18 protein-coding genes are annotated in these 25,724 nt (G+C 73.0%); 9 read left to right on the top strand and 9 right to left on the bottom strand.

What is annotated here, in order from left to right; genetic code table 11:
- The first annotated feature begins 151 nt into the window (after positions 1-151).
- The gene (locus tag ACWC24_RS37250; protein ID WP_450667357.1) at positions 152-2,122 is read left to right on the top strand and encodes an N-acetylmuramoyl-L-alanine amidase; all 1,971 of its coding nucleotides are present in this window, start codon (positions 152-154) and stop codon (positions 2,120-2,122) included.
- A gap of 126 nt (positions 2,123-2,248) precedes the next feature.
- Here ACWC24_RS37250 and ACWC24_RS37245 read toward each other — a convergent pair whose 3' ends face one another.
- Together ACWC24_RS37245 and ACWC24_RS37240 are read right to left on the bottom strand one after the other, a co-directional pair.
- Positions 2,249-4,339, bottom strand: coding sequence for a SpoIIE family protein phosphatase (locus tag ACWC24_RS37245; protein ID WP_450667343.1), 2,091 nt, complete (start codon positions 4,337-4,339; stop codon positions 2,249-2,251).
- Between the two features lie 195 nt (positions 4,340-4,534).
- Positions 4,535-5,041: a carboxymuconolactone decarboxylase family protein gene (locus tag ACWC24_RS37240; RefSeq protein WP_450667356.1), complete on the bottom strand. Its 507-nt coding sequence runs from the start codon at positions 5,039-5,041 to the stop codon at positions 4,535-4,537.
- Between the two features lie 176 nt (positions 5,042-5,217).
- Between ACWC24_RS37240 and ACWC24_RS37235 the strand changes: the two genes are divergently transcribed.
- Positions 5,218-6,198: a pirin family protein gene (locus ACWC24_RS37235; RefSeq protein WP_450667355.1), complete on the top strand. Its 981-nt coding sequence runs from the start codon at positions 5,218-5,220 to the stop codon at positions 6,196-6,198.
- A 62-nt stretch (positions 6,199-6,260) separates the two neighbouring features.
- Here ACWC24_RS37235 and ACWC24_RS37230 read toward each other — a convergent pair whose 3' ends face one another.
- Positions 6,261-7,319 carry an AraC family transcriptional regulator gene (locus ACWC24_RS37230; RefSeq protein WP_450667342.1) on the bottom strand — a complete coding sequence of 353 codons (1,059 nt, stop codon included), beginning with the start codon at positions 7,317-7,319 and terminating at the stop codon, positions 6,261-6,263.
- 392 nt (positions 7,320-7,711) lie between these two features.
- Here ACWC24_RS37230 and ACWC24_RS37225 point away from each other — a divergent pair, with 392 nt between their 5' ends.
- The 4 genes from ACWC24_RS37225 to ACWC24_RS37210 all read left to right on the top strand — a co-directional run bounded on the left by ACWC24_RS37225 (position 7,712) and on the right by ACWC24_RS37210 (position 12,788).
- The gene (locus tag ACWC24_RS37225) at positions 7,712-8,854 is read left to right on the top strand and encodes a TauD/TfdA family dioxygenase (RefSeq protein WP_450667341.1); all 1,143 of its coding nucleotides are present in this window, start codon (positions 7,712-7,714) and stop codon (positions 8,852-8,854) included.
- Positions 8,851-10,356, top strand: a complete 1,506-nt coding sequence (locus tag ACWC24_RS37220) for a long-chain-fatty-acid--CoA ligase (protein ID WP_450667340.1) — start codon at positions 8,851-8,853, stop codon at positions 10,354-10,356. Before ACWC24_RS37225 ends, ACWC24_RS37220 begins: the two co-directional genes overlap by 4 nt.
- A gap of 26 nt (positions 10,357-10,382) precedes the next feature.
- Positions 10,383-11,306, top strand: a complete 924-nt coding sequence (locus ACWC24_RS37215; protein ID WP_450667339.1) for a LysR family transcriptional regulator — start codon at positions 10,383-10,385, stop codon at positions 11,304-11,306.
- Between the two features lie 360 nt (positions 11,307-11,666).
- Positions 11,667-12,788 (top strand): YeiH family protein, encoded by a 1,122-nt coding sequence (locus ACWC24_RS37210; protein WP_450667338.1) that lies wholly within the window; start codon positions 11,667-11,669, stop codon positions 12,786-12,788.
- 298 nt (positions 12,789-13,086) lie between these two features.
- Here ACWC24_RS37210 and ACWC24_RS37205 read toward each other — a convergent pair whose 3' ends face one another.
- The 6 genes from ACWC24_RS37205 to ACWC24_RS37180 all read right to left on the bottom strand — a co-directional run bounded on the left by ACWC24_RS37205 (position 13,087) and on the right by ACWC24_RS37180 (position 20,520).
- Complete coding sequence (locus ACWC24_RS37205) at positions 13,087-15,078, bottom strand: acetoacetate--CoA ligase (RefSeq protein ID WP_450667337.1); 1,992 nt, start codon at positions 15,076-15,078, stop codon at positions 13,087-13,089.
- A 36-nt stretch (positions 15,079-15,114) separates the two neighbouring features.
- On the bottom strand, positions 15,115-15,720 hold the full coding sequence (locus ACWC24_RS37200) for an RBBP9/YdeN family alpha/beta hydrolase (RefSeq protein WP_450667336.1): 606 nt from the start codon (positions 15,718-15,720) through the stop codon (positions 15,115-15,117).
- Positions 15,717-17,261 carry an MFS transporter gene (locus ACWC24_RS37195; RefSeq protein ID WP_450667335.1) on the bottom strand — a complete coding sequence of 515 codons (1,545 nt, stop codon included), beginning with the start codon at positions 17,259-17,261 and terminating at the stop codon, positions 15,717-15,719. Before ACWC24_RS37195 ends, ACWC24_RS37200 begins: the two co-directional genes overlap by 4 nt.
- A gap of 38 nt (positions 17,262-17,299) precedes the next feature.
- On the bottom strand, positions 17,300-18,214 hold the full coding sequence (locus ACWC24_RS37190; protein ID WP_450667334.1) for a TauD/TfdA dioxygenase family protein: 915 nt from the start codon (positions 18,212-18,214) through the stop codon (positions 17,300-17,302).
- 148 nt (positions 18,215-18,362) lie between these two features.
- Positions 18,363-19,337 (bottom strand): quinone oxidoreductase family protein, encoded by a 975-nt coding sequence (locus tag ACWC24_RS37185; protein WP_450667333.1) that lies wholly within the window; start codon positions 19,335-19,337, stop codon positions 18,363-18,365.
- Positions 19,338-19,467: 130 nt separating this feature from the next.
- Entirely contained in the window at positions 19,468-20,520 is a 1,053-nt protein-coding gene (locus ACWC24_RS37180; RefSeq protein WP_450667332.1) for a 3-keto-5-aminohexanoate cleavage protein, read from the bottom strand.
- A 539-nt stretch (positions 20,521-21,059) separates the two neighbouring features.
- On the opposite strand from ACWC24_RS37180, the gene ACWC24_RS37175 reads away from it, so the two are divergent.
- The 3 genes from ACWC24_RS37175 (at position 21,060) to ACWC24_RS37165 (ending at position 25,465) form a co-directional block, all read left to right on the top strand.
- A complete protein-coding gene (locus tag ACWC24_RS37175; protein WP_450667331.1) occupies positions 21,060-24,530 on the top strand; it encodes a LuxR C-terminal-related transcriptional regulator in 3,471 nt (1,156 codons plus the stop codon).
- Positions 24,531-24,617: 87 nt separating this feature from the next.
- The gene (locus ACWC24_RS37170; protein WP_450667330.1) at positions 24,618-25,151 is read left to right on the top strand and encodes a hypothetical protein; all 534 of its coding nucleotides are present in this window, start codon (positions 24,618-24,620) and stop codon (positions 25,149-25,151) included.
- 116 nt (positions 25,152-25,267) lie between these two features.
- Positions 25,268-25,465: a hypothetical protein gene (locus ACWC24_RS37165; RefSeq protein WP_450667329.1), complete on the top strand. Its 198-nt coding sequence runs from the start codon at positions 25,268-25,270 to the stop codon at positions 25,463-25,465.
- Positions 25,466-25,724: the final 259 nt, after the last annotated feature.

Genomic DNA, 25,724 nt, shown 5'->3' with positions numbered 1-25,724 from the left:
GTGGCCTGTGCCGGGGTGCTGGTCCACGTCGGTGACGGTTGGCGCGACGTGGCACGCCGGACACGGAAGCGTACGAGGGGTGGCGTGGAGGACAACTCCTTTGTCCTGGTTGTGCCCTGGTTGCGACGAGCACGGTTGGAGTCCTTGCATGATGAGAAGACCTGCCGCCCCCCGTGTCCCCGGTGCGGTACGCAGGCATCGCCTGCTGATCTGCGTGACCGCGTCGACGGCGCTCGTGGTGCCCCTGCTGACCGGCCGGCTGACGGGCGGTCCGGACGACCGCCGCCTCCAGCACGAGTTCACCGACGCCGCAGCCGCCTACCACGTACCGCGCAACGTCCTCATGGGCGTGGCCTATCTCCAGTCGCGCTGGGATTCCCATCCCGGCGCGCCGAGCGTCGTCGGCGGCTACGGACCGATGCACCTGACGGACACCGAGGCACGCCCGGCCGGCGCCGCGCCCGGCACGGTGGCGGCGGGACCGCCGGGCACGGACCCGTCGGCCCCCGCGCAGGACCGTTCCGCGCCGCCCGCGGACCTGCGCCGGGCCGCCCGGCTGACCGGTGTCCCGGCGGAGAAGCTGCGTACCGACACCGCAGCCAATGTACGGGCCGGAGCGGCTCTCCTGGCGGAGACACAACGAAAACTCGGCAAATCGCTCGACGCCGACACCGGCGACTGGTGGGAGGCGGTGGCCCGCTTCCCGGGCAACGGCGACAAGGTCACGGCGGCGACGTACGCCGACGACGTGTTCACGGTGATCCGCGAGGGTGCGCACCGCACCACCGACACGGGCCAGCGCGTCACCCTCCCCGCCTCGCCCGGGGTACGCCCCCACCGGCCGGTGAGACCCCCGCGGCCGAAGGAGGTCGAGTGCCCCGCCGAGCTGGACTGTTCCTGGCTGGCCGCGCCGTACGTCCAGGTCGGCGGCGGGTACGGCAACCACGACCTGGCCGACCGGCCCCGGGACGAGAAGATCGAGTACATCGTCATCCACGACACCGAGGCGAACCTGCCGAGCATGTTCCAGACCGTGCAGGATCCGACGGAGGCGTCCTGGCACTACTCGATCCGCTCCAGGGACGGTCATGTCACCCAGCACATCAGGACCAGGGACATGGCCTGGCACTCCGGCAACCAGCTGGTCAACGCCCGCTCGATCGGCATCGAGCACGAGGGTTTCCTCACTCGGCCCGACACCTGGTACACGGAACAGATGTACCGGTCGTCGGCCCGTCTGGTGCGCTACCTGGCGAAGAAGTACGGCATCCCGCTCGACCGGCAGCACGTCTTCGGCCACGACAACGTGCCCGCGCCGACCGGCGGCAGCATCCCGAGCATGCACGACGACCCCGGCCCCTTCTGGGACTGGCGGCACTACTTCGACCTGCTCGGCGCACCGCTGCGGGCCACCGGCACCGAGCACAGCGACATGGTGACGATCCTGCCCGACTTCGCCACCCACAGGCCGTCGTTCACCGGCTGCGCCGGCGACCACGACGACCACCTGCCGTGCGTGCCGCACGGATCCAGCGCCGTCCGGCTGTACACCGAGCCGTCCGAGAGCGCACCGCTGATCCAGGACCCGGGCCGGCATCCGGACGGCGCGGACTCCACGCAGGACGTCAACGACCTGGGGTCGCGGGTCTCCGCCGGGCAGACCTTCGCGGTCGCCGAGCGCCGCGGCGACTGGACGGCGATCTGGTTCCAGGGGCACGAGGGGTGGTTCAGGAACCCGAGGAACCACCCGACGGCCGTCGGCGCGGGCGGGCGGACGGTGACGCCGCGGGAGGGCCTGGACTCGGTCCCGGTGTTCGGGCGCGCCCTGCCGGAGCCGGGCGCCTACCCGCAGGGGATGCAGGAGCCGACCCAGTCGCCGCTGCCCTACGAGTTCCTCGCGGGCCAGCGGTATGTGACCCGGTCCCGGCTGGACGGCTCCTACGTCGACCGGTCGAACTTCGTCGAGTCGCCGAGTCCGGTGGTCAAGGGCAGCGAGGAGTACTACGAGATCCAGTTCGGCCACCGGCTCGCCTACGTCCGGGCCGCCGACGTGGACGTGGTGGACGTACCGGTCGCGGCGGGGCCGGAGCCGGGACAGGGCGGACACGCCCGGCGCAGGTGAGCCGCGGGACGTCTCAGAGCTCCGAACAGCAGTGGGGCCGGGCGGGCGCCACTGCTGCTCGGAGCTCTCAGCGGGACCACGGCCGGCGGATCGCGGGCCGGGCGGCGGGGGCCGCGCCGGTGCCGGTCAGCTCCGGCGCTTGGGGGCGGAGAAGGACTGCTCGGTCCAGATCGTCTTGCCCTCGGCCGTGTATCGGGTGCCCCAGGCCTGGGCGAGCTGCGAGGCGATGAACAGGCCCCGGCCGCCCTCGTCGACCGTCCGGGCGTGGCGCAGATGGGGCGCGGCCGAGCCGGAGTCGCGCACCTCGCACGTCAGGCTGCGGTCGCTGACCAGGCGGACCTCGATCGGCGGGCTGCCGTACCGGATCGCGTTGGTGACCAGTTCGCTGACGATGAGTTCGGTGTTGAACGCCGTCTCCTGGTCGATGTGCCACCGGGCGAGCTGTGTGCGGGTGTTCCGCCGGGCCAGTGCCACCGTGGCCGGGTCCGACTCGAACTCCCAGGTGGCGACCTGTTCGGGCGGGAAGGAGCGGACCCGCGCGACGATCACCGCGGCGTCCCCCGCCCCCATCCCGGCCGGCAGGGCGTACACGATGTCGTCGCACAGGTCCTGGAGCGGCCGGTTGCGGTAGTCCGGCGACTGCCGCAGCGGACGCGAGGACTCCGCGAGGTACGAGGTCAGCAGCGGATCGCTGGCGAACACCAGGACGCTGCCGTCCGGCACCGCGAACTCCCCGGCGGCGAACGGCGAGTCCTCCTCGGAGCCCAGGGCCGGGCCGGCGGGTGTGTCGGGGATGCTGACGGTGCCGTCGGGTTCGACCAGGACCGGCGCCAGCCGGCCCGCGCCCGCCATCGTGCAGGTGCCGGTCAGCGGGTCGTGGACCGCGTAGACGCAGTCGGCGGTGAGCGGCTCGCGGCGCATGGGATCGCCCAGCTGCAGGCTCGCCCGTTCGGTCGCCAGGTGCGCGGCCGTGTCGTACAGCCGGGCCAGCAGTTCGTCGGGGGAGAGGTCGAACGTGGACAGCGAGCGCACGACGGTACGCAGCTGGCCCATGGTGGCCGCCGCGTTGAGACCCCGCCCGGAGACGCTGCCGACGACGAGCGCGGTGCGGGCGCTGGACAGCGCGATGGTGTCGTACCAGGCGCCGGGGTCGGCACCGGTGACGGACAGGTACGCGGTCTCCAGCGAGGCCTGGCTCTCCGGGCTGCGGGGCAGCAGATGGCGCTGGACCGTGGCGGCCACGGTGTGCTCCCGGGCGAAGCGGCGCGCGTTGTCGATGCACAGCGTCGTGTGGGCGGCCAGCTCGACCGCGAGCCTGCGGTCGCCCTCGTCGAAGGGCGGCGAATCCCCGGCGCGGTACAGGCTGACGAGTCCGAGGACGCTGTCGCGCAGGGTCAGGGGCACCGCGAGGAGGGTGTGGGCCTTCGAGGAGAGGATGGCCTCGGCGCGCGGGGGGTCGAAGGCCAGCCAGGGGGCGTCGGGGCGCAGCGAGACCACCCGGGCGCGCAGATCGGCCAGGCACCGGGTGAACGGGGTGGGGCCCGGCAGCCGCTGCACATCGCCCACCGGGTGGGCGATGGGAGGGCCCTCGGCCGTGCTGCGGAAGCCGGCCCGCAGCAGCGGGGTGCCCGCGGGCAGCGGGGCCAGCGGCGGCTCGTCGCCGCGGATCACCGCGTCGACCACCTCCACGATCGCCACGTCGGCGAACGCGGGAACCACGGCGTTGACGAGCTCCTCGCAGGACACGGCCGAGTCCAGGGTCCGTCCCACGGTCCTGCGGACGGCGTCCAGCACCCGGGCCCGGCCGCGCGCCCGCTCCCGTTCGGTGACGTCCACGGAGGTGACCGCCACACCGAGCACCTTTCCCTCCGGGTTCTCCAGGCGCAGCGCGGACACCTCGTAGTGCCCCTCCCGGGACGGGTCCCGCTTGAACCGGGCCCGCACGACCCGCTGGCGCACGGGGACCCCGGTGTCCAGCACCTCCTGGATGGTCCGTTCCATGTCGTCGTCCACGACGATGTCGTACGCGGACCGGAACGACCGACCGATCATGCGCTCCATCGGGACGCCCCGCATGGAGGGCGTGGCGGTGTTGATCCGCACCACCCGCAGGTCGGTGTCGAGCAGGTGGAGCCCGACGGGCGACCGGGTGAAGAGGGCGTCCAGCATCGAAACATCCCGCTCGTCGAGCTGCGGGTCCTCATCGCCGTGCGCCACCGGAACCTCCTGCGGTCCGCCGTGTCCCCGGGTCGTCCGTGCTACCAGCGTGCAGGGCGATGGATCGCGCCGCACTCGGGAGCGCGGACCCCGGTGCCGCACCGGCGACGACTCGCCGTGCGGCCGGTCACCGTCCGTGACAGTGCCCGGCTCCGCGGCTCTCCGCCCCGGGGCCTGTCCGGCGGACCGCCGGGCTCAGTGATCGGCCCGTACGGGATGCCGGCTCAGGATCGAGACCCGGTTGAACGCGTTGATGGTGATCGCGACCCAGAGCACCGCGGAGATCTGGTCGTCGGTGAGCGCCTCCCGGGCGGCGGCGTAGGCGGAGTCCTGGCCGGCGGTGTCGGCGGGGCTCGTGGTCGCCTCCGCCAGTGCGAGGGCCGCCCGCTCGGCGGGGGTGAACAGCGCGGTCTCCCGCCAGGCGGCCAGCACGCCCAGCCGCCGGGTCGTCTCGCCCGCGCGCAGGGCGGCCCTGGTGTGCACGTCGAGACAGAACGCGCAGCCGTTGATCTGCGACACCCGGAGGTTGACCAGCTCCACCAGGACGCGGTCGAGCCCCGCGTCGGCGGCCGTCGCGCGCACCGCGTCCGAGGTCTGTACCAGTGCGTGGTAGGCCTTGGGGCTCTGCTTGTCGAGGTAGATCCGCTGGGCCGGGACCCCCGGCACGGGGCTCGGCTCGGGGCTCGGCTCGGGGCTCGGCATGGGGCTGCTCAACCTGCACTCCTTCAGGGGCCGTCGCCGGCGCCCGCGCTCCGTCGTGTACGTGTGTGTACCTGGGCCGTCATCGTCCTATGATCAGGACAATTGTGGTTGAATATGAAACTATCATGACCCGGGTGGACGCCGCGGGGTGTGACCAGGTGCAAGGGGAGGACGGCATGAACCGGCTGGACGCGACGGACGGGACGAGCGCGGAGGACGGCCCGACGGGCGAAGCCGAGACGGGCCGCGTCGAGGTGCTCGCCCCGCGGGACGTGCCGCTGGGCGGCCCGCGGTCGATGACCGTACGACGCACCCTGCCGCAGCGTGGCCGGTCCCTGATCGGGGCCTGGTGCTTCGCCGACCACTACGGCCCCGACGACGTCGCCCGCACGGGCGGCATGGACGTCGCCCCGCACCCGCACACCGGCCTCCAGACGGTCAGCTGGCTCTTCGCCGGGGAGATCGAACACCGCGACAGCCTCGGCAGCCACGCACGCGTACGGCCCGGCGAGCTGAACCTCATGACCGGCGGGCACGGCATCAGCCACACCGAGGTCTCCACCCCGGACACCGAGATCCTGCACGGCGTCCAGCTCTGGGTGGCCCTGCCCGACGAGCACCGCGACACCCGGCGGGACTTCCAGCACTTCGCGCCCGAGCCGGTGGTGGTCGACGGGGCACGGATCAGCGTCTTCCTGGGCGCCCTCGCCGGGGCCGTCTCGCCGGTACGGACCTTCACGCCCCTGCTCGGCGCCGAGATCGTCCTCGAACCCCGCGCCACGCTCACCCTCGCCGTGGACCCGCGCTTCGAGCACGGCGTCCTCGTCGACCACGGGCACGTCCGGGTGGCCGGCGCCCCGCTGCGTCCCGCGGAACTGGGCTACGTGCCCACCGGCACGGACGCGCTGACCCTCGGCAACGACTCGGACGAACCGGCCCGGACGGTCCTGCTCGGCGGAACCCCGTTCGAGGAGGAGATCGTCATGTGGTGGAACTTCGTCGGCCGCAGCCACGAGGACATCGCGCGGGCGCGGGAGGACTGGATGAAGGAGCTCGGCGGTCCCCGCTTCGGTGAGGTGGTGGGCTACGACGGCGCGCCCCTGCCCGCCCCGGAACTGCCGTCGGTGCCGCTGAAGCCGCGCGCGAGGGCGCGGTGAGCTGATCGCCGGGTGCGGGGTGGGGTGCCGGTGGCGCACCCCGGTCCGGCGGCGCGCGCCGGTCAGCGGTGGGGGCTGCGGCGGGCGGCGGACAACGGCCGCTCCTCGCCGGGCCGGCCCTGCCCGCTCCGCTGGGCGCGCCAGTCCCGCGCGCTGCACCCGAACCGCTCGCGGAACCAGCGGGAGAAGGCGCTGGGCGCGGAGAACCCCAGCAGTCCGGAGATCTCCGTCAACGAGCGGCGCGGGTTCGCCACCAGGTGCTCCGCGAGCTGCGCGCGGGTCGTGTTGAGCAGGGACGAGAACGTCTCGCCCGACGCCGCCAGATGCCGGTGCACCGTGCGCCGGTCGACCCCGAGACTGCACGCGACCTGCTCGATGGAGCAGCGTCCGGTCGGCAGCAGGACCTCGATCAGATCGCGTACGCGGTCCAGCACGGTCGTGTCCCTCGATACCGCGATCGACTCGAAATACTGCCGGGCATAGGTGCGCAGCAACGGGTCCGACATGGGGTTGGGGACGTTCAGATCGTTGCCGTAGAAGATGATTCCGTTGAATTCGCGGTTGAATTCCACCGTGGTGCCGAAGATGCGCCGGTGTGTCCCGAGGTCCGCCGGCGCGGCGTGGGTGAAGCACACGGACAGCGCCTGCCAGCGGGTGCCGAGGAAGTTGCGCAGCACCTGGTGGAACGCGCCCACGGCCAGCTCGGTCGCCTGCCGGGTCGCCATCGCCTCGCCGACCTCCAGGCCCACCTTCAGGGTGGCCAGGCCGCTCGACTCGGACAGCCGGTTGTGCAGCATCTCGTTGTACATGTACTCGTGCCGGACCAGGAGCTCCACCGCGCTGCGGACGTCGGGCTCCTCACGGATGACGAGGCTGATCGGGCCGAGGTTGGAGAAGCGCCGCCGCTCGGCGAGCAGCAGGCCGAAGTCCTCGCGGCGGGCGGCCGTCGCCGAGAGTTCGAGCAGCAGGATCACGGCCGTGCCGGAGATCCACCGGTCCTGGACCGCCAGTCCGGCCGGGTCGAGGCCCGCTTGCCTCATCAGGCCCCGCGGGTCGATGCCGAGCGACTGGCTGAGTTCGACGTAGCCGCTCAGGGTCGCGTTGCGGACGAGGGGCTTCATGGGCGCACTCCAGGGCTCTGTCCCTAACTGATAAGTCAGATGTCCCGTCAAGTCAAGCGTGCCGTCACCCGGTGACCTAACGTTGCACCACCCGCAAGGGGGTTCGCCGTCCGCAATTCGGTACCCCGTCGATCGGAAATCCGACGGAGAACACCATGGCAAATTGTTCGGCCGTTGACCAGCCCTGAAAACAAGATTCGAGCAGCCCTGAAAATGCGATGGGGAATCCCTGGAGAATGTGGGCCGACGGCCTTCGGCGGACATGGTCGCGCCGGAATTCATGGGATTCCCCCCGTGGAGACGAGGAGAGACGTGCCCGCGGTTCACGGTCTCCGGCCGACCGGCAGCCGTCCCGGCTCCGGCGCGGCGGACACACCCGGTGGGAGCCACCGATGAAGAACGTGCGCGACGTGCCGCGACGACCCTGCACCGGAGCTGCCGTGTGGCGGGCCGCGGACCTCGCGGGATCCGCGGAATGGGTCCTGCGGCTGTCCCCGGCACAGGTCGACGAGCTGGAGGGGGCCGCGCGGGCGGTCCACGAGCGGGGCGTTCCGCTGCTGAAGGTCGCGGCCGGGGACTTCCCGCTGCCCACCCTGGCGGGCCCGCTGGCGCGGATCGCCGACGAGTTGGAGAACGGCCGTGGATTCGTCCTGGTCAGAGGGCTCCCGGTCGAGCGGTACAGCCTGCCGGTGGCGAGCACGGTGTTCTGGGGGCTGGGGCAGCACCTGGGGATCCCGGTGTCGCAGAACGCCGCCGGCCATATGCTCGGGCACGCCCGGGACACCGGCCGGACCCTGGCAGACCCCGCCACGCGCGGCTACCAGACGCGAGCGGAGCTGCCCTTCCACACCGACGGGTCGGATCTCCTCGCACTGCTGTGCCTGCGGGCGGGCCGCTCCGGCGGGCACACCCGTCTGGTCAGCTCCGCGGCCGTCCACAACGCCGTCCTGACCCGCCGTCCCGACCTGGTCGAGCGCCTGTACCGCACGCACTTCCTGGACCGCAGGGAGGAGCACGCCCCCGGCGAACTCCCGTACGACGCCGTGCCGCTGGCCGCCTGGTACGACGGGAAGCTCAGTACCCGCTACAACCGCTGCTACCTCGAGTCGGCGCAGCGCTTCGCCGACGTCCCCCGCCTGGAACCGGCCGACCTGGAACTGTTCGACCTGGTCGACGAGGTGGCCGCGGCACCGGAGTTCCGGCTGGACGTCGGCTTCGGGGCGGGCGATCTGCTGCTGGTCAACAACCACGCGGTGCTGCACGCCCGCACGGCGTACGAGGACTTCGCCGATCCCGCGGCGAAGCGCCATGTGCTGCGGCTGTGGCTGACCGCGCACCGGGGCCGGGCCCTCCCGCCGGGCTTCTGGGGCGAGGCGCGCGGCACCGAGGACGGCTCCGGCCGTGGCGGGATCAGCCCCCGCGACGTGATCCTCACCCCCGGGGCCTGCCGGACAGGCCCGAGTCCCGCGGCCGCCGCCCGGCGCCCACGGCCGTCCCTGACGGCCACCCGACCCGACCGAACGGAAGACGCATGAACAACCTCGCGGCAGTCCTGGTGGCGTCCGCCCGGGCCGACGGTGACCGGATCGCCGTCCGCCAGGACGACACCACCCTCACCTACGCCCAGCTCGACGACGCGAGCGCCCGGCTCGCCACGCTGCTGCGGGACAGGGGTGTCCGGCCGGGCGATCGCGTCGCCATGGTCATGCCCAACGTGAGTCTCTTCCCGGTCGTCTACTACGGCATCCTGCGGGCCGGAGCAGCCGTCGTACCGATGAACCCGCTGCTGAAGGCGCGCGAGGCGGCCTTCACCCTGCGCGACTCCGGGGCCCGTACGGTGCTGGTCTTCCCCACGTTCGCCGAGGAGGTGGCGAAGGCGGCCGCCGAGGTCGGGGCGGAGTGCCTGGTGACGGACGCGGAGGTGTTCGACGGCCTGCTGCGGGCGGCCGAGCCGATGGCCGAGGTGGTGGAACGGGCGGCGGACGACACCGCCGTGATCCTGTACACCTCGGGCACCACGGGCACCCCGAAGGGCGCCGAACTGACCCACCGCAACCTGCTCACCAACGCGGTCACCACGCGGGAGACGCTGATCCTGATCCGCCCGGACGACGTCCTGTTCGGGGGACTCCCGCTGTTCCACGCGTTCGGGCAGACCTGCGCCCTCAACGCGGCCGTCAGCGCGGGCGCCACCCTGACCCTGCTGCCGCGCTTCGAGCCCGCCGGGGCGCTGGAGATCATGCACCGGGACCGGGTCACCGTGTTCCTCGGTGTGCCCACCATGTACACGGCGCTGTTGCAGGCCGGCATCCCCGAGGACCACGACCTCTCGCCGCTGCGGCTGGCGATCTCCGGGGGCGCCTCGCTGCCCGTCGAGGTCCTGCACGGCTTCGAACGGGACTTCGACGTGACCGTGCTGGAGGGCTACGGCCTCTCCGAGACCTCGCCGGTCGCCGTGTTCAACCCCCCGGACCGGCCGCGCAAGGCCGGCTCGATCGGCCTGCCCATCCGCGGGGTCGAGGTCAGGCTCGTCGCCGACGACGGCACCACGGTCGCTCCCGGCGAGGTCGGCGAGATCGCCATCCGCGGCGAGAACGTGATGAAGGGCTACTGGAACCGCCCCGAGGCGACTAAGGAGGCCGTCCGCGAAGGATGGTTCCACAGCGGCGACCTCGCCCGCGTCGACGAGGACGGCTACTACTTCATCGTCGACCGCAAGAAGGACCTCATCATCCGCGGCGGCTACAACGTCTACCCGCGCGAGATCGAGGAGGTCCTCTACGAGCACCCGGCCGTCGCCGAGGCCGCCGTGGTCGGCGTGCCGCACCAGGTGCACGGCGAGGAGATCGCGGCCGTCGTGACCCTGCGCCAGGACCGCGCGGACACCTCCGCCGGCGCCCTGCGCGACTTCGTCAAGGAGCGGGTGGCCGCCTACAAGTACCCGCGGATCGTGACCTTCACGGACGCCCTGCCCAAGGGCGCCACCGGCAAGATCCTCAAGCGCGAGATCGTCGTCGACCGGTCCGCCACGGACTGACACCGTTCCCGAAGGAGCCGTACCCGGTGCCGAGTGACCTGCCTGATCTGCACGCCCTGGAACTGCTCGTCGCCGTGGCGGAGACCGGCAGCCTCAGCCAGGCGGCGGCCCGGTTCGCGATCAGCCAGCCGTCCGCCAGCGCGCGGATGATGACGCTGGAGCGGCGCCTGGGGGTGAAGCTGCTGCTGCGGACCACCAGGGGGTCCCGGCTCACCCCGGCCGGCCTGGTGGTCACGGACTGGGCCCGGGGCGTGCTGGAGAGCGCGGCGGCCTTCGTCGAGGGCACGGCGGCGCTGCGCTCGCGCCAGGAGGGCCGGCTGCGGGTGGGGGCCAGCCTCACGGTGGCCGAACACCTCGTGCCCGGCTGGCTGCTGGCCCTGCGGGAGTCGGCGCCGCAGCTCCACGTGGGGCTGGAGGTGTCGAACAGCCGCAAGGTGATCGAGGGACTGCGGCACGACACGCTGGACGTCGGCTTCGTCGAGGGCCCGTGCATCCCGCGTGACCTGCGGTCCACCGTGGTCGGGCGCGACCGGCTGCTGGTGGTGGTGACCCCGGACCACCCCTGGGCGTGCCGCCGCGACCCCGTTCCGGGCGGTGAACTGGCCGCCACCGCGCTGGTGTTGCGCGAACCCGGTTCCGGGACGCGGGAGACGCTGGAGACGGCGCTGGAGCCGTACGGCGGCGTCGCCGCCCCGCTGCTGGAACTCGGGGCCATCGCCCCGCTTCGCAGTGCCGCGTCGAGCGGAGTGGGGCCCGCGGTGCTGTCGGCCATGGCCGTGCAGGACGACCTGGCGGAGGGCCGGCTCGTGGCGGTGCCCACCGAGGCCGAACTGCGCCTGGACAGGGTGCTCCAGGCGGTCTGGCCGCGCGGACGGGCACTGCCGGCGGCGGCGTCGCAACTGCTCGCCCTCGCCTGCCGCCGCCCCGGCCGCCGGCCTTCGGGCCCCTGACCGCTCCGGCCGTTCCTGGCGGTCCCCGACGCTCCTGGCCGTTCCGGCCGTTCCTGGCCGTTCCGGCCGTTCCTGGCCGTTCCGGCCGTTCCGGCCGTTCCTGGCCGTTCCGGCCGTTCCTGACTGTTCCGGCCGTTCCTGGCCGTTCCGGCCGTTCCTGGCGGTCCCCGACGCTCCTGACCGCTCCGGCCGTTCCTGCCCGACCCCGACGCTCCTGGCCGTTCCGGCCGCGCTCCGACTGCCCCGGTCCGCCCGACGGCGACCGGGGCAGCACGCTGTCACCGGCCATAGGGCGGCCCTATGGCCTTGTCACGATCCGGGGCCTACAAGGGGTCCGGGAGACGGACGAGAGTCGACACCGTGAAGGAAGCACTCGTCCAGGAGCCCCCGTCCACCACGGCGACCCCGTCCGCCACGGAACTCCCGTCCACCGAACAGACCCCCACCGGCATCGCCGGGACCCGGCAGGCCGACGGCGAGGGGCCCGGGTCCCGGCTGCCCGGACTCGCCCTCACCCTGGCCCTCGCCGCACTGGCCACGGCGGTCGGCAGACTGCTCCCCGTGCTCGGCGGTCCGGTGACGGCCGTGGTCCTCGGCGTGCTCGTCGCCGCCGTACGCAAGCCGGGCCCGCGCCTGCGCCGGGGCGTCACCGGCGCCAACAAGCCGGTGCTCCAGGCCGGAGTCGCCCTGCTGGGTGCCCAGTTGTCGCTCACCCAGGTGTTCCACGTGGGCGGCGGCTCACTGCCGATCATGCTGGGTTCGCTGGGCGCCTGCCTGACCGCCGCCCACTTCCTGGGCCGTCGGCTCGGTGTCGAAACCAACCTGCGCACGCTCGTCGGCGCGGGCACCGGGATCTGCGGGGCGTCGGCGATCGCCGCGGTCACGCCGGTCATCGGCGCCGCGAGCGCCGAAGTCGCCTACGCCATCTCGACGATCTTCCTGTTCAACATCGCCGCGGTGCTCGTCTTCCCCGTGGTCGGCCATCTGCTCGGGATGGACCCGCACGCCTTCGGCCTCTTCGCCGGCACGGCGGTCAACGACATGTCGTCCGTGGTCGCCGTCGCCACCGCCTACGGGCCCTCGGCCATCGACGACGCGGTCGTCGTCAAGCTCACCCGCACCCTGATGATCATCCCGATCTGTCTGGGCCTGGCGGTCTGGGCCCGGCGGCGCGCCCGCGCCGCCGGGCCGACCGCCGCCTCGCCCCGGGTGAGCGCCTTCCGGCTGGTGCCGTGGTTCCTGGTGGTCTTCCTGCTGGCCGCGGCGGCCAACAGCGCCGGACTCGTCCCGGCCGGTGTCCAGCCCGGTCTCAAGGAGCTCTCCGTCCTCCTCATCACCGTCGCGCTCTGCGCGGTCGGCCTGTCCACCGACGTCGCCGCCCTGCGCCGTACCGGCCCGCGCCCCCTGCTGCTGGGCGCCTGCCTGTGGGTGGTCGTGTCCGTCACCAGTCTCTCGCTCCAGTACGGCGTCGGAGCCCTCTGACGCACCGGGTACGCCACCGGCGCGCCCGCACCCCCGGGCGCCCGGTGCCCGCAAAGCCCCCGTCCGCCCTCGTCGATCACGAGGGCGGGCGGGGGCTTCCCGCACCGGGCTCATCGCCGCACACGGCTCCGCAGGCCCGCAGGCCCGCAGGCCCGCAGGCCCGCAGGCCCGCAGGCCCGCAGGCCCGCAGGCCCGCAGGCCCACAGGCCCACAGGTACAAGGACGCGCAAGGCCCGCAGGCACACGGCCGAGGGGCCCCTCCGGTGTGTCCGGAGGGGCCCCTCGGGTTGTGCCGCGTTCACCCGCCCGGCGTCGAGTGCCGCGCGTACTCCGCGAACCAGGCCAGGGCCTCGGGATGGGTGACGGCGCCCGCGCTGCTGACGTCGCCGACGGAGGCGCCCTGGAGGATGCGCTTGACCGGCACCTCCAGCTTCTTCCCGGTCAGGGTGCGCGGCACCGCCGCGATCGGCACGATGACGTCGGGCACATGACGGGGCGACAGCCGACGCCTGACGGCCCCGGCGATCTTCTCGCGCAGCCCGTCGTCGACGGCGGCACCCTCGGCGGCCACCACGAACAGCGGCATGAAGTAGCCGCCGTCCGGGCGCTCCACGCCGACGACCAGGCTGTCGGCGACCTCGGGGAGCTGCTCCACGACGTCGTAGATGTCGGCGGAGCCCATCCGGACGCCCATGCGGTTGAGCGTGGAGTCCGAGCGCCCGGACACGACGACCGACAGGTCGGGGTGGACGGTGACCCAGTCGCCGTGCCGCCACACGCCCGGGTACGTGTCGAAGTAACTGGCCCGGTAGCGGGCCCCGTCGGGGTCGTCGACGAAGTACAGGGGCATCGACGGCAGCGGCGCGGTCACCACGAGTTCGCCCTGCTCGCCGGTGAGCGGCCGCCCGGAGGGGTCCCAGGCGTCGAGCGCGACACCGAGCGAGGGGCACTGGATGCGGCCCACTCGTACGGGCAGCAGCGGGGAACCGCCCGCGAGGACCGAGCAGATGTCGGTGCCGCCGCAGATGGACTGGAGCCACACGTCCGGCGCGAGCCGTTCGTGGACCCAGCGCCAGGTACTGGCCGGCAGCGAGGAACCCGTCTGCATGACGGAGCGCAGCGCGCCGAGATCGAGGTCGGCCGCGGGGGCGGCATCCGACTTCTCCACGGCGGCGAGATAGGCCGCGCCCACGCCGACCATCGTCGCGCCGGTCCGCTCGGCCACCCGCCAGGCGCCGGCGACGTCGGGGAAGGTGGGGCTGCCGTCGTACAGGACGATCGTGCTGCCGTGCAGCAGTCCGCCGACCAGGAAGTTCCAGACCATCCAGCTGGTGGACGTGACGAACAGATAGCGGTCCTCGGCCCGCAGGTCGGCGCCGAGACCGAGGGCCTTGAGCAGTTCCACGACGATGCCGCCGTGCCCCTGCACGATTCCCTTGGGCACCCCGGTGGTCCCGGACGACCACAGGATCCACAGCGGATGGTCGAAGGGCACGTCGGCGAATTCCAGGGGGCCGTCGGCGGCGGGCAGCCCGGACCAGGCGTGCACCTCGACGTCGGGCCGCAGCGACCACGGTGTCTCCGCAGCGGTGCCGAGCCGGTCGACGGCGAGGACGTGGCGGACGGTGGGCAGTCCGTCCACGAGTTCGGCGATCGCCGCCCGCTTGTCGTACTCCTTGCCGCCGTAGCGGTAGCCGTCCGCCGCCACCAGGACGACGGGCCGGGCCTGGCCCAGCCGGGCGAGCACGCTCGGGGTGCCGAAGTCAGGGGAGCACGCCGTCCAGACCGCGCCGACCGCGGCCGTGGCCAGCAGCGCGACCACGCTCTGCGCGATGTTGGGCAGGTACCCGGCCACGCGGTCGCCGGGCGCCACGCCCATCCGGCGCAGTGCCGCGGCGACGTCCGCCACCTGTCCGCGCAGCTCCTCCCAGGAGATGTCCACGGGTTCGGCGTCCTCGGTGACGGCGACCAGCGCCGGACGGGTGTCGCAGGCGTGGGCGAAGCACCGTTCGGCGAAGTTCAGCCGGGCCCCGGGGAACCAGTCGGCGCCCGGCATGGACGCGTCCGCGAGTACGGCGTCGTAGCCGCTGACCGCGTCCAGCCCGTAGTACTCCCACACGGCGGACCAGAAGCCGGGCAGGTCCGTGGCGCTCCACCGCCACAGCTCGGCGTAGTCCGCGAAGTGCAGCCCCCGGGTGGTGTCGAGCCACCGCATGAAGCACGCGACGTTGGAGTCCTGTGTCTCGCGGGGACCGGGGGACCACAGCAGATCGGTGTCTTCGGTGTTCATCGTCGCCTTTCCGGGGGCTGTACGTCGGACTGGGTGTCAGCCGTGTTCGAGTTCGCTCAGGAGTTCCTCCGACCGGGGCCAGGGCCCGTGGCCGGAGGCGGGGTTGAGGTGGCCGACCGCGCCGAGTTCCACGAGCCGTCCGCCCCAGTCCCCGGCCAGTTCGCGCACGCGCTCCAGGGAGCCCAGCGGGTCGTCGGAGCTGGCCGCGACGACGCTGGGGAAGGGCAGCGCCGAACGGGGGACCGGTGTCCAGCCGTTCTCGGCCAGGACCTCCGGGGTGGGATAGCCCTCCGGCAGCGGGGTCTCGAAGTCGGGCGGGGTGACCAGGAGCGCGCCCCGTACGTCGGCCTCGTGCCGCCGGGACCAGTGCACGGTGGTGATCACACCGGCGCTGTGGGCGACCAGGACGACCGGTCCGTCGAGCTGTCCCACCACCTCGTCCAGGGCGGCGACCTGGGCCTCGCGGCTGAGCCGGTCCCCGGTCAGCGGCGGCACGGTGACCACGGTCCGGCCGGCTTCGGCGAGCCGGGCGGCGAGCAGGGTCTGCCAGTGCTCCTCGACGTGGTCCCGCAGACCGGGGACGATCACGACGGACGGCGGGGCGTCGGTGCCGACGACGGACGGCGGGATGTCGGTGCTCACGAGGTCGTCTCCGCTTCCTTCTGCGCGGCCGTCCGGTCGGGCTCGGCCGGGGTCTCCGCCGCCGCCTTCGCGGCAGGCGCCTCCGCGGGGGGCGCTCCCGCGTCCACTGCCTCCGCGTCCACTGCCTCCGCGTCCACTGCCTCCGTGTCCGCAGCCTCGGCGCCCGTCGGCTCGGGTTGCGCGTCCGTCGCCGCGGCGGCCTGGCCGAGTCCGGTGATGCGCAGCAGGTCGCGGTCGTACCGGCGGCGGCCGATCACGAAGGCGACGGCGGCGGCGAGTGCCACGAGCGGGACGATCCGCAGGGCGCCGAGCAGACCCGTCCGGTCCGCTATCGCACCCGTGATCGCGGGCCCGGGGGCCAGCCCGAGCAGGCTGTTGGCCAGGGTGAGGGTGGCGAACGCGGTCGCGGAGATCGCCACCGGGGTCAGGTTCGCGACCATGGCGGCGGCCGGTCCGGCCGAGCCCGCCGTCAGCAGTGCCCCCGCGGCCAGCGTGATCAGCTGAAGCGGGCCGGTGGGCAGCCGGAAGGCGGTCATCAGCAGCAGGAGCGAGCCGAGGCTGCACGTCAGCGCGACGTCCCACTTGCGGATCGGGACCAGCTTGCTGATCCGGTCCGAGGCCATTCCGCCGAGCACCATGCCTACGCCGATGATGAGGATGAAGACGCCCGCGGCGGAACCGGCCTTCGCGGTGGACAGGTCGTAGTAGCGGTTGAAGAAGCTGGGCAGCCAGGAGATCAGGGCGCCGGCGGTGAACAGTTGCAGTCCGCTGCCGACGTAGGCGCTGATCACGGAAACGGAGGAGAACAGCCGGGGCAGCAGGGCGCGCAACGCCGCACGCGGGGCCGCTGCCTCGGCGGCCGGGGTCCCGGCGCCGTCCGGGTCGGCGGCGGTGTCCGCCTCCGCCCGGGGGCGCAGCCGCTTCTCGGTGACGACGACCCCGTAGACGGCGGCCAGCACCAGCCCGAACAGACCCATCGCGCCGAACGCCCAGCGCCAGCCGAACTGGTCGGCCACGGCGCCGCCGATCGACACGCCGAGCACCGAGCCGAACGCGCCGCCCGCGATGAAGGCCCCGGACAGGGTGGCCCGCAGCACGATCGGGAAGACGCTCAGGACCACGGCGATGCCGACACTCCCGTACGCCGCCTCACCGACGCCGACGAAGAGCCGGGCGAGGAACAGCTGGTCGTAGTCGGCCGCCAGCGCGCAGCCCAGGGTCGCCAGGCTCCAGGTCACGGCGGCGAACAGCAGGCTCTTCACCCGGCCCCAGCGGTCCGCCACCAGCGACAGGGGAAACGCGAGCACGCCGACCATGAGCGCCACGACGCCGCTGAGCGAACCCAGTTTGGCGTCGGTGAGCAGCCATTCGTCCTTCAGCATCGGGAAGACGGCGTTCAGTACCTGCCGCGACATGTAGTCGGACAGCAGCAGCCCGAAACTCAGGGCGAAAACGATCCAGGCGTAGCCTCGGGAGACCGGCCACCCGGACGAGGACGACCTCGTTCCGGGAACAGCGACCGCGGTGGTCTGGAGCCCCATTGTCATCACCTCACGCACTTCTTTGAAGGGGAGTCGGATCAGAACGGTCTGTCGCCCACGATTCCGGCGCGCTCCATCTTGCGGACGGCGGGCCAGTAGTCCTGGACGGCGTAGTGCTGGGTGGAGCGGTTGTCCCAGATCGCCACGCTGTTCGGCGTCCAGCGCCAGCGCACCTGGAACTCGGGGACCGCCGCCTGGCTGAGCAGGTAGTTCAGCAGGTGGCTCGCCCCCGGGGCGTAGTCCTGCCCGAAGCGCACGTTCTCGGGCGTGTGGAAGTTGACGAAGTGGGTGGTGAAGCTGTTGACGAAGAGGATCTGCTCACCGGTCTCGGGGTGGGTGCGCACCACCGGGTGCTCCGCGTCGGGGAAGCGGGCCTTGAGCGCGTGCCGCTGCTCCTCGGGCATGACGGCGCCGAAGCTGGCCTCGATGCTGTGCCGGGCGCGCAGGCCCTTGATCTGCGTCTTGATGTGCTCCGGCAGCCGGCGGTAGGCCTCGGCCATGTTGATCCAGATGGTGTCGCCGCCGACCGGCGGCGACTCGATACAGCGCAGCACCGCGCCCATGGCGGGGGCGTCACGCCAGGTCCCGTCGGTGTGCAGGGCGTTCTCGTAGTGCTCGGCCGGGCTGTCGAGGTCCTTGTAGATCCGGACCAGGCCCGGGTGCTCCGGGTCGCTGCCGGCCACCGGGTGGTCCTCCAGCGGGCCGAAGCGCTGGGCGAACGCGACATGTTCGGCGCGGGTGATGTCCTGGTCGCGCAGGAACAGCACCTTGTGCTTCAGGAGCAGGGACTTGATCTCGGCGAACAGGTCGTCGTCGCGGGCGGCGTCACCGAGGTTCACACCGGAGAGTTCGGCGCCGATGGCGCAGGTCAGCGGTTCGACCTGGATCGAGCCGCGGCTGTAGGAGCGCACCTGCGCGGGTGTGTCCTGGACCGGAGTAAGAGTCTTTTCCATGGTGCTTCCTCCTGGAGAGGGTCGTGAGACACGTGATCCGTTCGAGGCCGGAGGCCGACGTCCGTGGTCGTCGGGGAAAGGGCATGCGCGCATGACGCGTCGTCATACGCGCATGGGAAAAGCCGTGTTGCGTGGGCGCGGGCCGTGGTCAGAGGACGAAGACGGACGATCCCGTGGTCTTCCCGGACTCCAGGTCGCGGTGTGCCTGGGCGGCGTCCTGGAGCGCGTAGCGCTGGCCCACCTCGATGCTGATGCGTCCGGAGGCGACGTGGCCGAAGAGCTCACCGGCCAGTTCGGCGCGCTCGGCGGGATCCGCGATGTAGTCGGCGAGGGCCGGCCGGGTCACGAACAGCGAGCCGTTGACGGCCAGTTGCATGGCGTTGATCGGCGGGACCGGACCGGAGGCGGTGCCGAAGCAGACCAGGAGGCCGCGCCGTCGCAGCGAGGCGAGGGAACCGGCGAACGTCGACTCGCCGACGCTGTCGAACACGACCGGCACGCCCGCCCCGTCGGTCAGTTCGCGCACCCGCTCGGGGACGCTCTCGCTGCGGTAGTGGATGACGTGGTCGCAGCCGTGGGCGCGGGCCAGTTCGGCCTTCTCCTCGGTGGAGACCGTACCGATCACGGTGAGCCCCAGCAGCTTGGCCCACTGGCAGACGATGAGGCCCACGCCCCCGGCCGCCGCGGTGAGCAGGATCGTGTCGCCCGCCTTCAACGGGTAGATCCTGCGCAGCAGATAGGAAGAGGTGAGACCGCGCATGGTCATCGCCGCGGCCGTCTCGAAGCCGATCTCGTCCGGCAGCTTGATCAGCGAGTCGGCGGGCATGACCCGTTCCGTGCTGTACGCGCCGAGCGGGCTTCCGGTGTACGTCACCCGGTCGCTCTCGGCGAAGTCCGTGACTCCCTCGCCCACGGCCTCGATCACGCCCGCGCCCTCGACGCCCATTCCGGCGGGCAGCGGGGCCGGGTAGAGGCCGGTGCGGAAGTAGGTGTCGGCGAAGTTGAGACCGACGGCCTCGTGCCGGATCCGTACCTCACCCGGGCCGGGGTCGCCGACGACGACCTCCTCCCAGCGCAGGACGTCGGGACCTCCGGTCTCCTTGAAGCGAACGGCATGTGCCACGGTCGAGCTCCGTAAATCAGGGGGGTTGGGGGAAGGGCCGCCGGGGCGGGGGGTGTGCCCCGGCGGCCCGAGGGACGTGGCACACGGAGCGGCGCGGTGCCACGTCAGGTGTGGGTGTCGGGCGGGACGGTCAGACGTCGCGGAGCATGAAGCCGCGCTGGCCGGGGCGCCGGTTCGGCACCATGCCCAGCCTGGCCAGGGTCTCGTCGGCGCTGGAGTAGTACTCGCCGATGTGGTAGATCTTCCTGGCCTCGGCGCCGGTGGCGATGTCACGGCCGAGCGCCTCGGAGATCTTCACCATCTGCTCGACCTGGGCGACGGAGGACATCCGCTCGCCCTTCCTGCCCCACAGGTTGTCCTCGTTGCCGACGCGGACGTGCGCGCCGAGCGCGATACCGACGGCGTTCATCGGGGCGACCGCGCGCATCGACGACTCGATGGTGAGCGTGGCGCCGTCCGGCACGCGGCGGATGAACTCGATCAGGTCCGCGGGGTGGCGGCCGGCGAAACCGCCGCCGATGGCCACGTAGTTGAGGGTCAGCGGGCCGGTGTAGACGCCCTTGCGGATCAGGCGCTCGACGGTCTCCAGCTGGGCCAGGGTGGCGAGTTGGAAGTGGGCCTGGATGCCCTTCTCCTGAAGGCGCTTGAGGTGTTCCAGGTAGAACTCCGGGCCGGCCTCCAGGTACATGTCGCGGTAGGCCCGGTAGTAGTCGGGCTTCGCGATCGAGGTGCCCTCCAGGTCGTCGTCGGTCATGATCTCGACGATGTTCATCTGGCTGGTGTTGATCGCGATGGTGACCTGGTCCGGCTTCGGGTCCAGCTCGGCCAGCATGTGGCGGGAGTCGTAGGACAGCCAGTTGGCGTCCGCCCCCTCGCCCTCGGGGGCGAAGGAGATGGAGCCGCCGATCTGGAGCACCATGTCCGGCACCGCCTCGCGCAGCCGGCCGATCAGCTCGTTGAACATGGACAGGCGCTTGGAGCCCTTGCCGTCGAGCTCCCGCACGTGGATGTGCAGCACCGTGGCGCCGGCGTCGTAGCAGTCGACGGCCGCCTGCACGTGCTCGTCCATTGTGAGGGGGAGGTCGTCGGCGTCACCGGGCAGCCACTCCGGCCCGTAGGGGGCCACCTGGATAACCAGCTTCTCCTGGTTCTCAGGGAGCAGTGAGTCGTCGTGGAAGTGCACGGTCCGTCTCCTTCGTCGGATCTGTGATCGCACGCCCTGTGCGTTCCCGCGCGCGGTGAGCGGGTCGGACACAGGGCGTGCGGATCGGTACGGAGTCACCGCGGGCGACGGACACGGCTGCCCGGATACGGTCGTCCGGTCCGGAGGAACGCGCACCACAGGGGAGTTGGCGCGGTACCTCCGGAGGCCGACCGCGTCGCTGCGGTGCTGCAAAGGTAGGGCCGACGGGACGTGAACGCTTGACCCAAGGAGACAGGTGATTTGTCATTTGGGGACATGTGTCGGCCGTGTCACATCGTTGTCCGAACGCCTGCTCCGACACCCCACCCCGACGCCCCGGCCGCCTGGAAGGTCACCCGCCCTCACCCGCGCGGGGTGGGTTGCGTACGGACCCTGGAGTGCGTGCGCACGGGTCCGGGTGGGCCCGCGCGGGGCCCGACGCCGCGCGCGGGAGCGAAAGCACTGCGAAACTGAGGGTGAGCGTGAGGGCGAGGGTGAGGGTGAGGTCGCCCACGACCTGATGGACGGTGGTGAGCGTCGTGGCCGATCGGCACCGGGCGCACGTCGGGGCGGAGGTCGCGCGCTTCGATCCGCGGGGCGCCCCGTTCCTCGGCACCCGGTTCGTCCCGCCCGAGCGGCCCACCACGTTCCTGCGCCGGGCGCGGTTGGTGGCCCGGCTGGACCGCGCGCCGGTCACCCCGCTGACCCTCGTCGACGGACCGGCCGGAGCCGGCAAGACCCTGCTGGTCGCCGACTGGGCCGCCCACCTGGGACGACCGGTGGCCTGGCTCACCGCGGACTCCGCGGACCAGGCACCCGGCGTCTTCTGGGCCTACCTGGTGCAGGCCCTGCGGGCCGGGGGCGTCCCGCTCCCGGCCGACGTCGGGTGCCCGGCGCACGCGAGCCGCGTGGACCGCGCCCTGCTGGCCCGGCTGGCGGCCGGCCTGAGCGACCGTACGGCGCCCGCGATCCTCGTCCTCGACGAGTTCGACCACGTGCCGTCGTTGGAGATAGCCGAGCAGCTGGAGTTCGTGCTGCACCACGCGGGCCCGGGACTGCGCCTCGTCCTGGTCACCCGCAGCGAGCCGCTGCTCCCGCTGCACCGCTACCGGGTCGCCGGCAGCATCACCGAGATCCGCGGTGCCGAGCTGGCGTTCACCCCCGAGGAGGCGGCCGCCGTACTGGACACCCACGGACTGCGGCTGACGGAGGACGCCGTGCGCGGACTGGTCCGGCGCACCGGGGGATGGGCCGCCGGGCTGCGGCTGTGCGCCCTGGCGGCGCAGCAGAGCCCCGACCCCGAGCGCTATCTGAAGGAGTTCGAGGCGGGCCGCAGCACGGTGGCCGACTTCCTGCTGGCGGAGGTGCTGAAGCGGCAGCCGCCCGGGACCCAGGACCTTCTGCTGAAGATCAGTGTGGTGGAACGGTTCCGCGCCGGCCTGGCCGACGCGCTGACCGGTCGTACCGACGCCGAGGCCGTGCTGGCCCGGCTGCGCAGGGAGAACGCCTTCGTGGAGCCCCTCGGCCACGATTGGTACCGGCTGCACCCGCTGTTCGCGGAGATCCTGCGCGCGCATCTGCGTGAGCGCCAGCCCGGTCTGGAGACCCGGCTGCACCGGCGGGCCGCGCGCTGGCTGAGCCGGTGGGGTTCGCTCGGCGAGACGCTCGCCCATGGCAGCGAGGCGGGGGACTGGGAGTTCACCTCCCGGGCACTGGTCGACGACCTGGCCATCGGACAGCTGTTCAGCGGCCTGTACGCCGACGATCTCGCCGACCTGTTCTCCCGGATGACCGCCGCCGCCGGCGGCCCGGCGGTCCACCTGGTCCTCGCCGCCCGCGCCCTGGCCGGTCACGACCTCGACCGCGGACTGGCCCATCTGCGCCACGCCGAGCGGGACCTGGGCACGGCCCCGGCCGGCGCGCCGGACGAGAGGGGGCTGCCGGACACGTCGGCCCCGGCGGCCCCGGCGGCTCCGGGAGACCCGGTCGACGCGTCGGGCGTGTCGCTCACGTGGGCTGCGGCCGACACCGACACCGACACCGACGAATGGTCGGACCTGGCCCCGGCACGGATGAGCGTGGCGCTGCTGGAGGCCCTGGTCGGGCGGCTGACGGGGTCTTTGGCCAGGGCTGAACGGGCCGCCGACGCCGCCCGCGAACTGCGCCGGGCGCTCCCCGCCGACCTGCTGGAACGGCACCCCGAACTGACCGCGCAACTGCTGGCCCACCTCGGGGTGACCCGGCTGTGGGCCGGGCGCTTCGACGAGGCGCGGGCCGCGCTGTGCGAGGCGGCCGCCTGCGCGGGCGGGGTCGCCACGGCGTCGGCCCGGCAGGAGTCCCTCGCGCACCTGGCGCTGATCGACTACCTGGAGGGCCGGTTCGGCGGGGCGGAGAAGCGGGCCCAGGCCGCGACGCGGGAGGCGGACCGCTACGGCCTGCCGCCGTCGTCCCGTTCGGGGATCGGACGACTGGTGCTGGCGGCCGTGGCCGTCGAACGCGACGAACTCGACGAGGCCCAGGCGCTGCTCGGCCAGGTGGCCGACGCCCACGGCGGACCGCGGGACCCGGTGCTGGCCGCGCTCGGGGCGATCACCGGGGCGCGGCTGCGGCTGGCGCGCGGGCAGGCCCGTACGGTCGTGGAAGCCGGGGAACCGGCCGTCACCGCCGTGGTCTCCTCCCCGTGGGCCGAGACCGAGGCGGCTCTGGTCGCCGCGGCCGCGCTGATCGCCGTGGGGCGCGCGGAGGAGGCCGCCAAGCTGCTGGGGCCCACCGCGGAGCAGCGGCCGGCCTGCGCGGTGGCGGCCGCGCGCGCCGAACTCGCCGCGGACGCGGGGGCCACGGCGAGCGCCGCGGCCACGGGGACCCCTGTGGCCACGGGGACCCCGTCAGCCACGGGGACCCCTGCGGCTGCTGCGGCTGCTGCGACCGCCGGGACCGTCGGGACCGCCGGGACCGCCGGGGTCACCGGGGTCGCCAGGGCCACCGGGACCGCCAGGGCCACCGGGACCGCCAGGACCGCCGGGGTCACCGAGACCGCCGGGACCGCCGGGACCGCCAGGACCGCCGGGGTCACGGGGACCGCCAGGACGGTGGGAGCCACCGGGACCGTGGGAGCCACCGGGACCGTGGGAGCCACTGGGACCAGGGGGGCCACCAGGACCGTGGGGACCGCCGAGACCGTGGAGACCGTCAAGGCCACAGGAGCCGAGGGGACCACGGAGGCTTTGGAGTCCCCGGAGGATTCGGGGACCAGGGAGGATTTGCGGGCATCGAGGGCCGCGGGGACTGCGGAGGCTTCGGTGGCCACAGAGGTCGTGACGACCCCGGGGGCCGAGCAGGCGGCAGAGGCCTTGGTGGCCACAGAGGCTGCGGAGACCCCAGGGGGCAAGGAGGCCATGGAGACCTCGGGTGCCACGGAGGCTACCGGGGACGCTGGGGACGCTGGGGATGCTGGGGACGTCGGGGACGCCGGGGGTGACGCTCCGGCGCTGGGCGTCCTGGACCGGCTGCCCGCAGGTACGGGCGGCCCCGCGTTGACCGTACGGGCCACGCTGGTCCGGGCGCAGGCCGCCGACCGGGCCGGGGACCCCGTCGCCGCGCAGCGCCTGGTCGGCGAGGCGCTGCGGGAGGCCAGGCGGGAATGCCTGCGCAGGCCGTTCATCGAGGCCGGGCCCTGGATCCGCCCGCTGCTCGGCACCCCCGCGAACCGGGAGCTGGGCCGTGGCTGGCTCACCGTCCGGCAGGGTCCGCACGCGGCTCCGGCCCGGCGCGCGGCGGCCCCGGTCCACGCCGGTGCCGAGCAGGGTGCGCCCGTCGTGGAGCGGCTGAGCGCCCGCGAACGTGACGTCCTGCAGAGGCTGGCGCAGGTGATGTCCACCGAGGAGATCGCCGCCGACCTGTATCTGTCGGTCAACACCGTCAAGACCCACCTCAAGAGCGTCTACCGGAAACTCTCGGTGAACCGGCGCGGCGACGCCCTGCGACGGGCCCGCGAGCTGGGCATGCTGTGAACCGGACCTCGACGCCGACCCCGAGGCCGCCGCTGTTCGTGACCCCGACCCGGACCGAAACGATTTCCTGACCACCGGAGGGACACGATGGCCAAGGCGAAGGCCAGGGACACGCCGAAGGCGCGGATCCGGCAGGAGCGCGCCGCCCGCAGGACGCAGGCCGACTACACGGGGGGCATCTACGGATCACTGCTCGCCGCCTCGGTCGTCGTGGGCGCCGGCGCCCTCGGCCCGCTCCCGAGGCTCGAACTGGCGTTGCTGCTGCTCGCCACCGGTCTGGTCTTCTGGATCGCGCACGTGCATGCCCAGCTGTTCGGCGCGCGGCTGGTCCGGCAGTCCCTGGACCGGCGCGCCGTCGTGGCCGTGTGCCGGGAGGAGTGGCCGATCGTCGACGCCGCGCTGCCGCCCGTGATCGCCGTGGGCGTCAGCTGGCTGCTCGGCATGGACCTGGCCGGCACGCTCTGGCTGACGCTGGCCGTCGCGGTGGCCGGGCAGGTGGGATGGTCGATCGCCGCGGCCCGGGAGGCCCGTGCGTCCTGGGCGCTGGCGGTCTCCGCGGGGATCGTCAACCTCGTGATCGGCCTGCTGATCGTCGCCCTGAAGGTGGGGCTGACGCATTGACGGGACCGGCCGGCCGGTCCCGGTTCACCTCACCAGGGTGAGGCCGTACGCCGTCGCACGACGGACCATCGTGGAGCGGGGGAGACCGCGCACGCCACCCGTGGGGAGGGCCGCTCATGCGCTACGAGTTCCGTATCGACGGACACATGTCGAAAACGCTGGCCAAGGCATTCCCCGAACTGGAGTACGTCGTGGCGGCCGACCAGACCCTGCTCTTCGGGCCGGTCGTCGACGAGGCGCACCTGTACGGGCTGCTGGCCCGGTTCCAGTCGCTGGGCCTGCACCTCGCGGAGATGCGAAGGCTGGCGCAGTGAACCACCGGACCGCCGCCGTCCCACGCCGCGCCCGCCCCGCGCTCGCCTCGCGGTCACCCGGTTCGGGTGATCCCGGGGGCCGACGGCCGGGGAGACGCTGAAGCCGAGCGGTCCGTGACGTCGCCGCGCCCGGACGCGGTTCCCGGCCGGCGACCGGCACACGAGGAGTCTCAATGTTGAAGTCAAGCCGCTTGCGTGACCGGCGGGGCGGAGGTGAAGACACGTCCGTCACGCAGCAGAGCCCACAGCACGTTCGCCC

The sequence above is a fragment of the Streptomyces sp. NPDC001443 genome, from assembly GCF_053597355.1.
The sequence above is the reverse complement of the archived record's forward strand: the minus strand, read 5'-3'. Positions and strand labels throughout refer to the sequence as shown.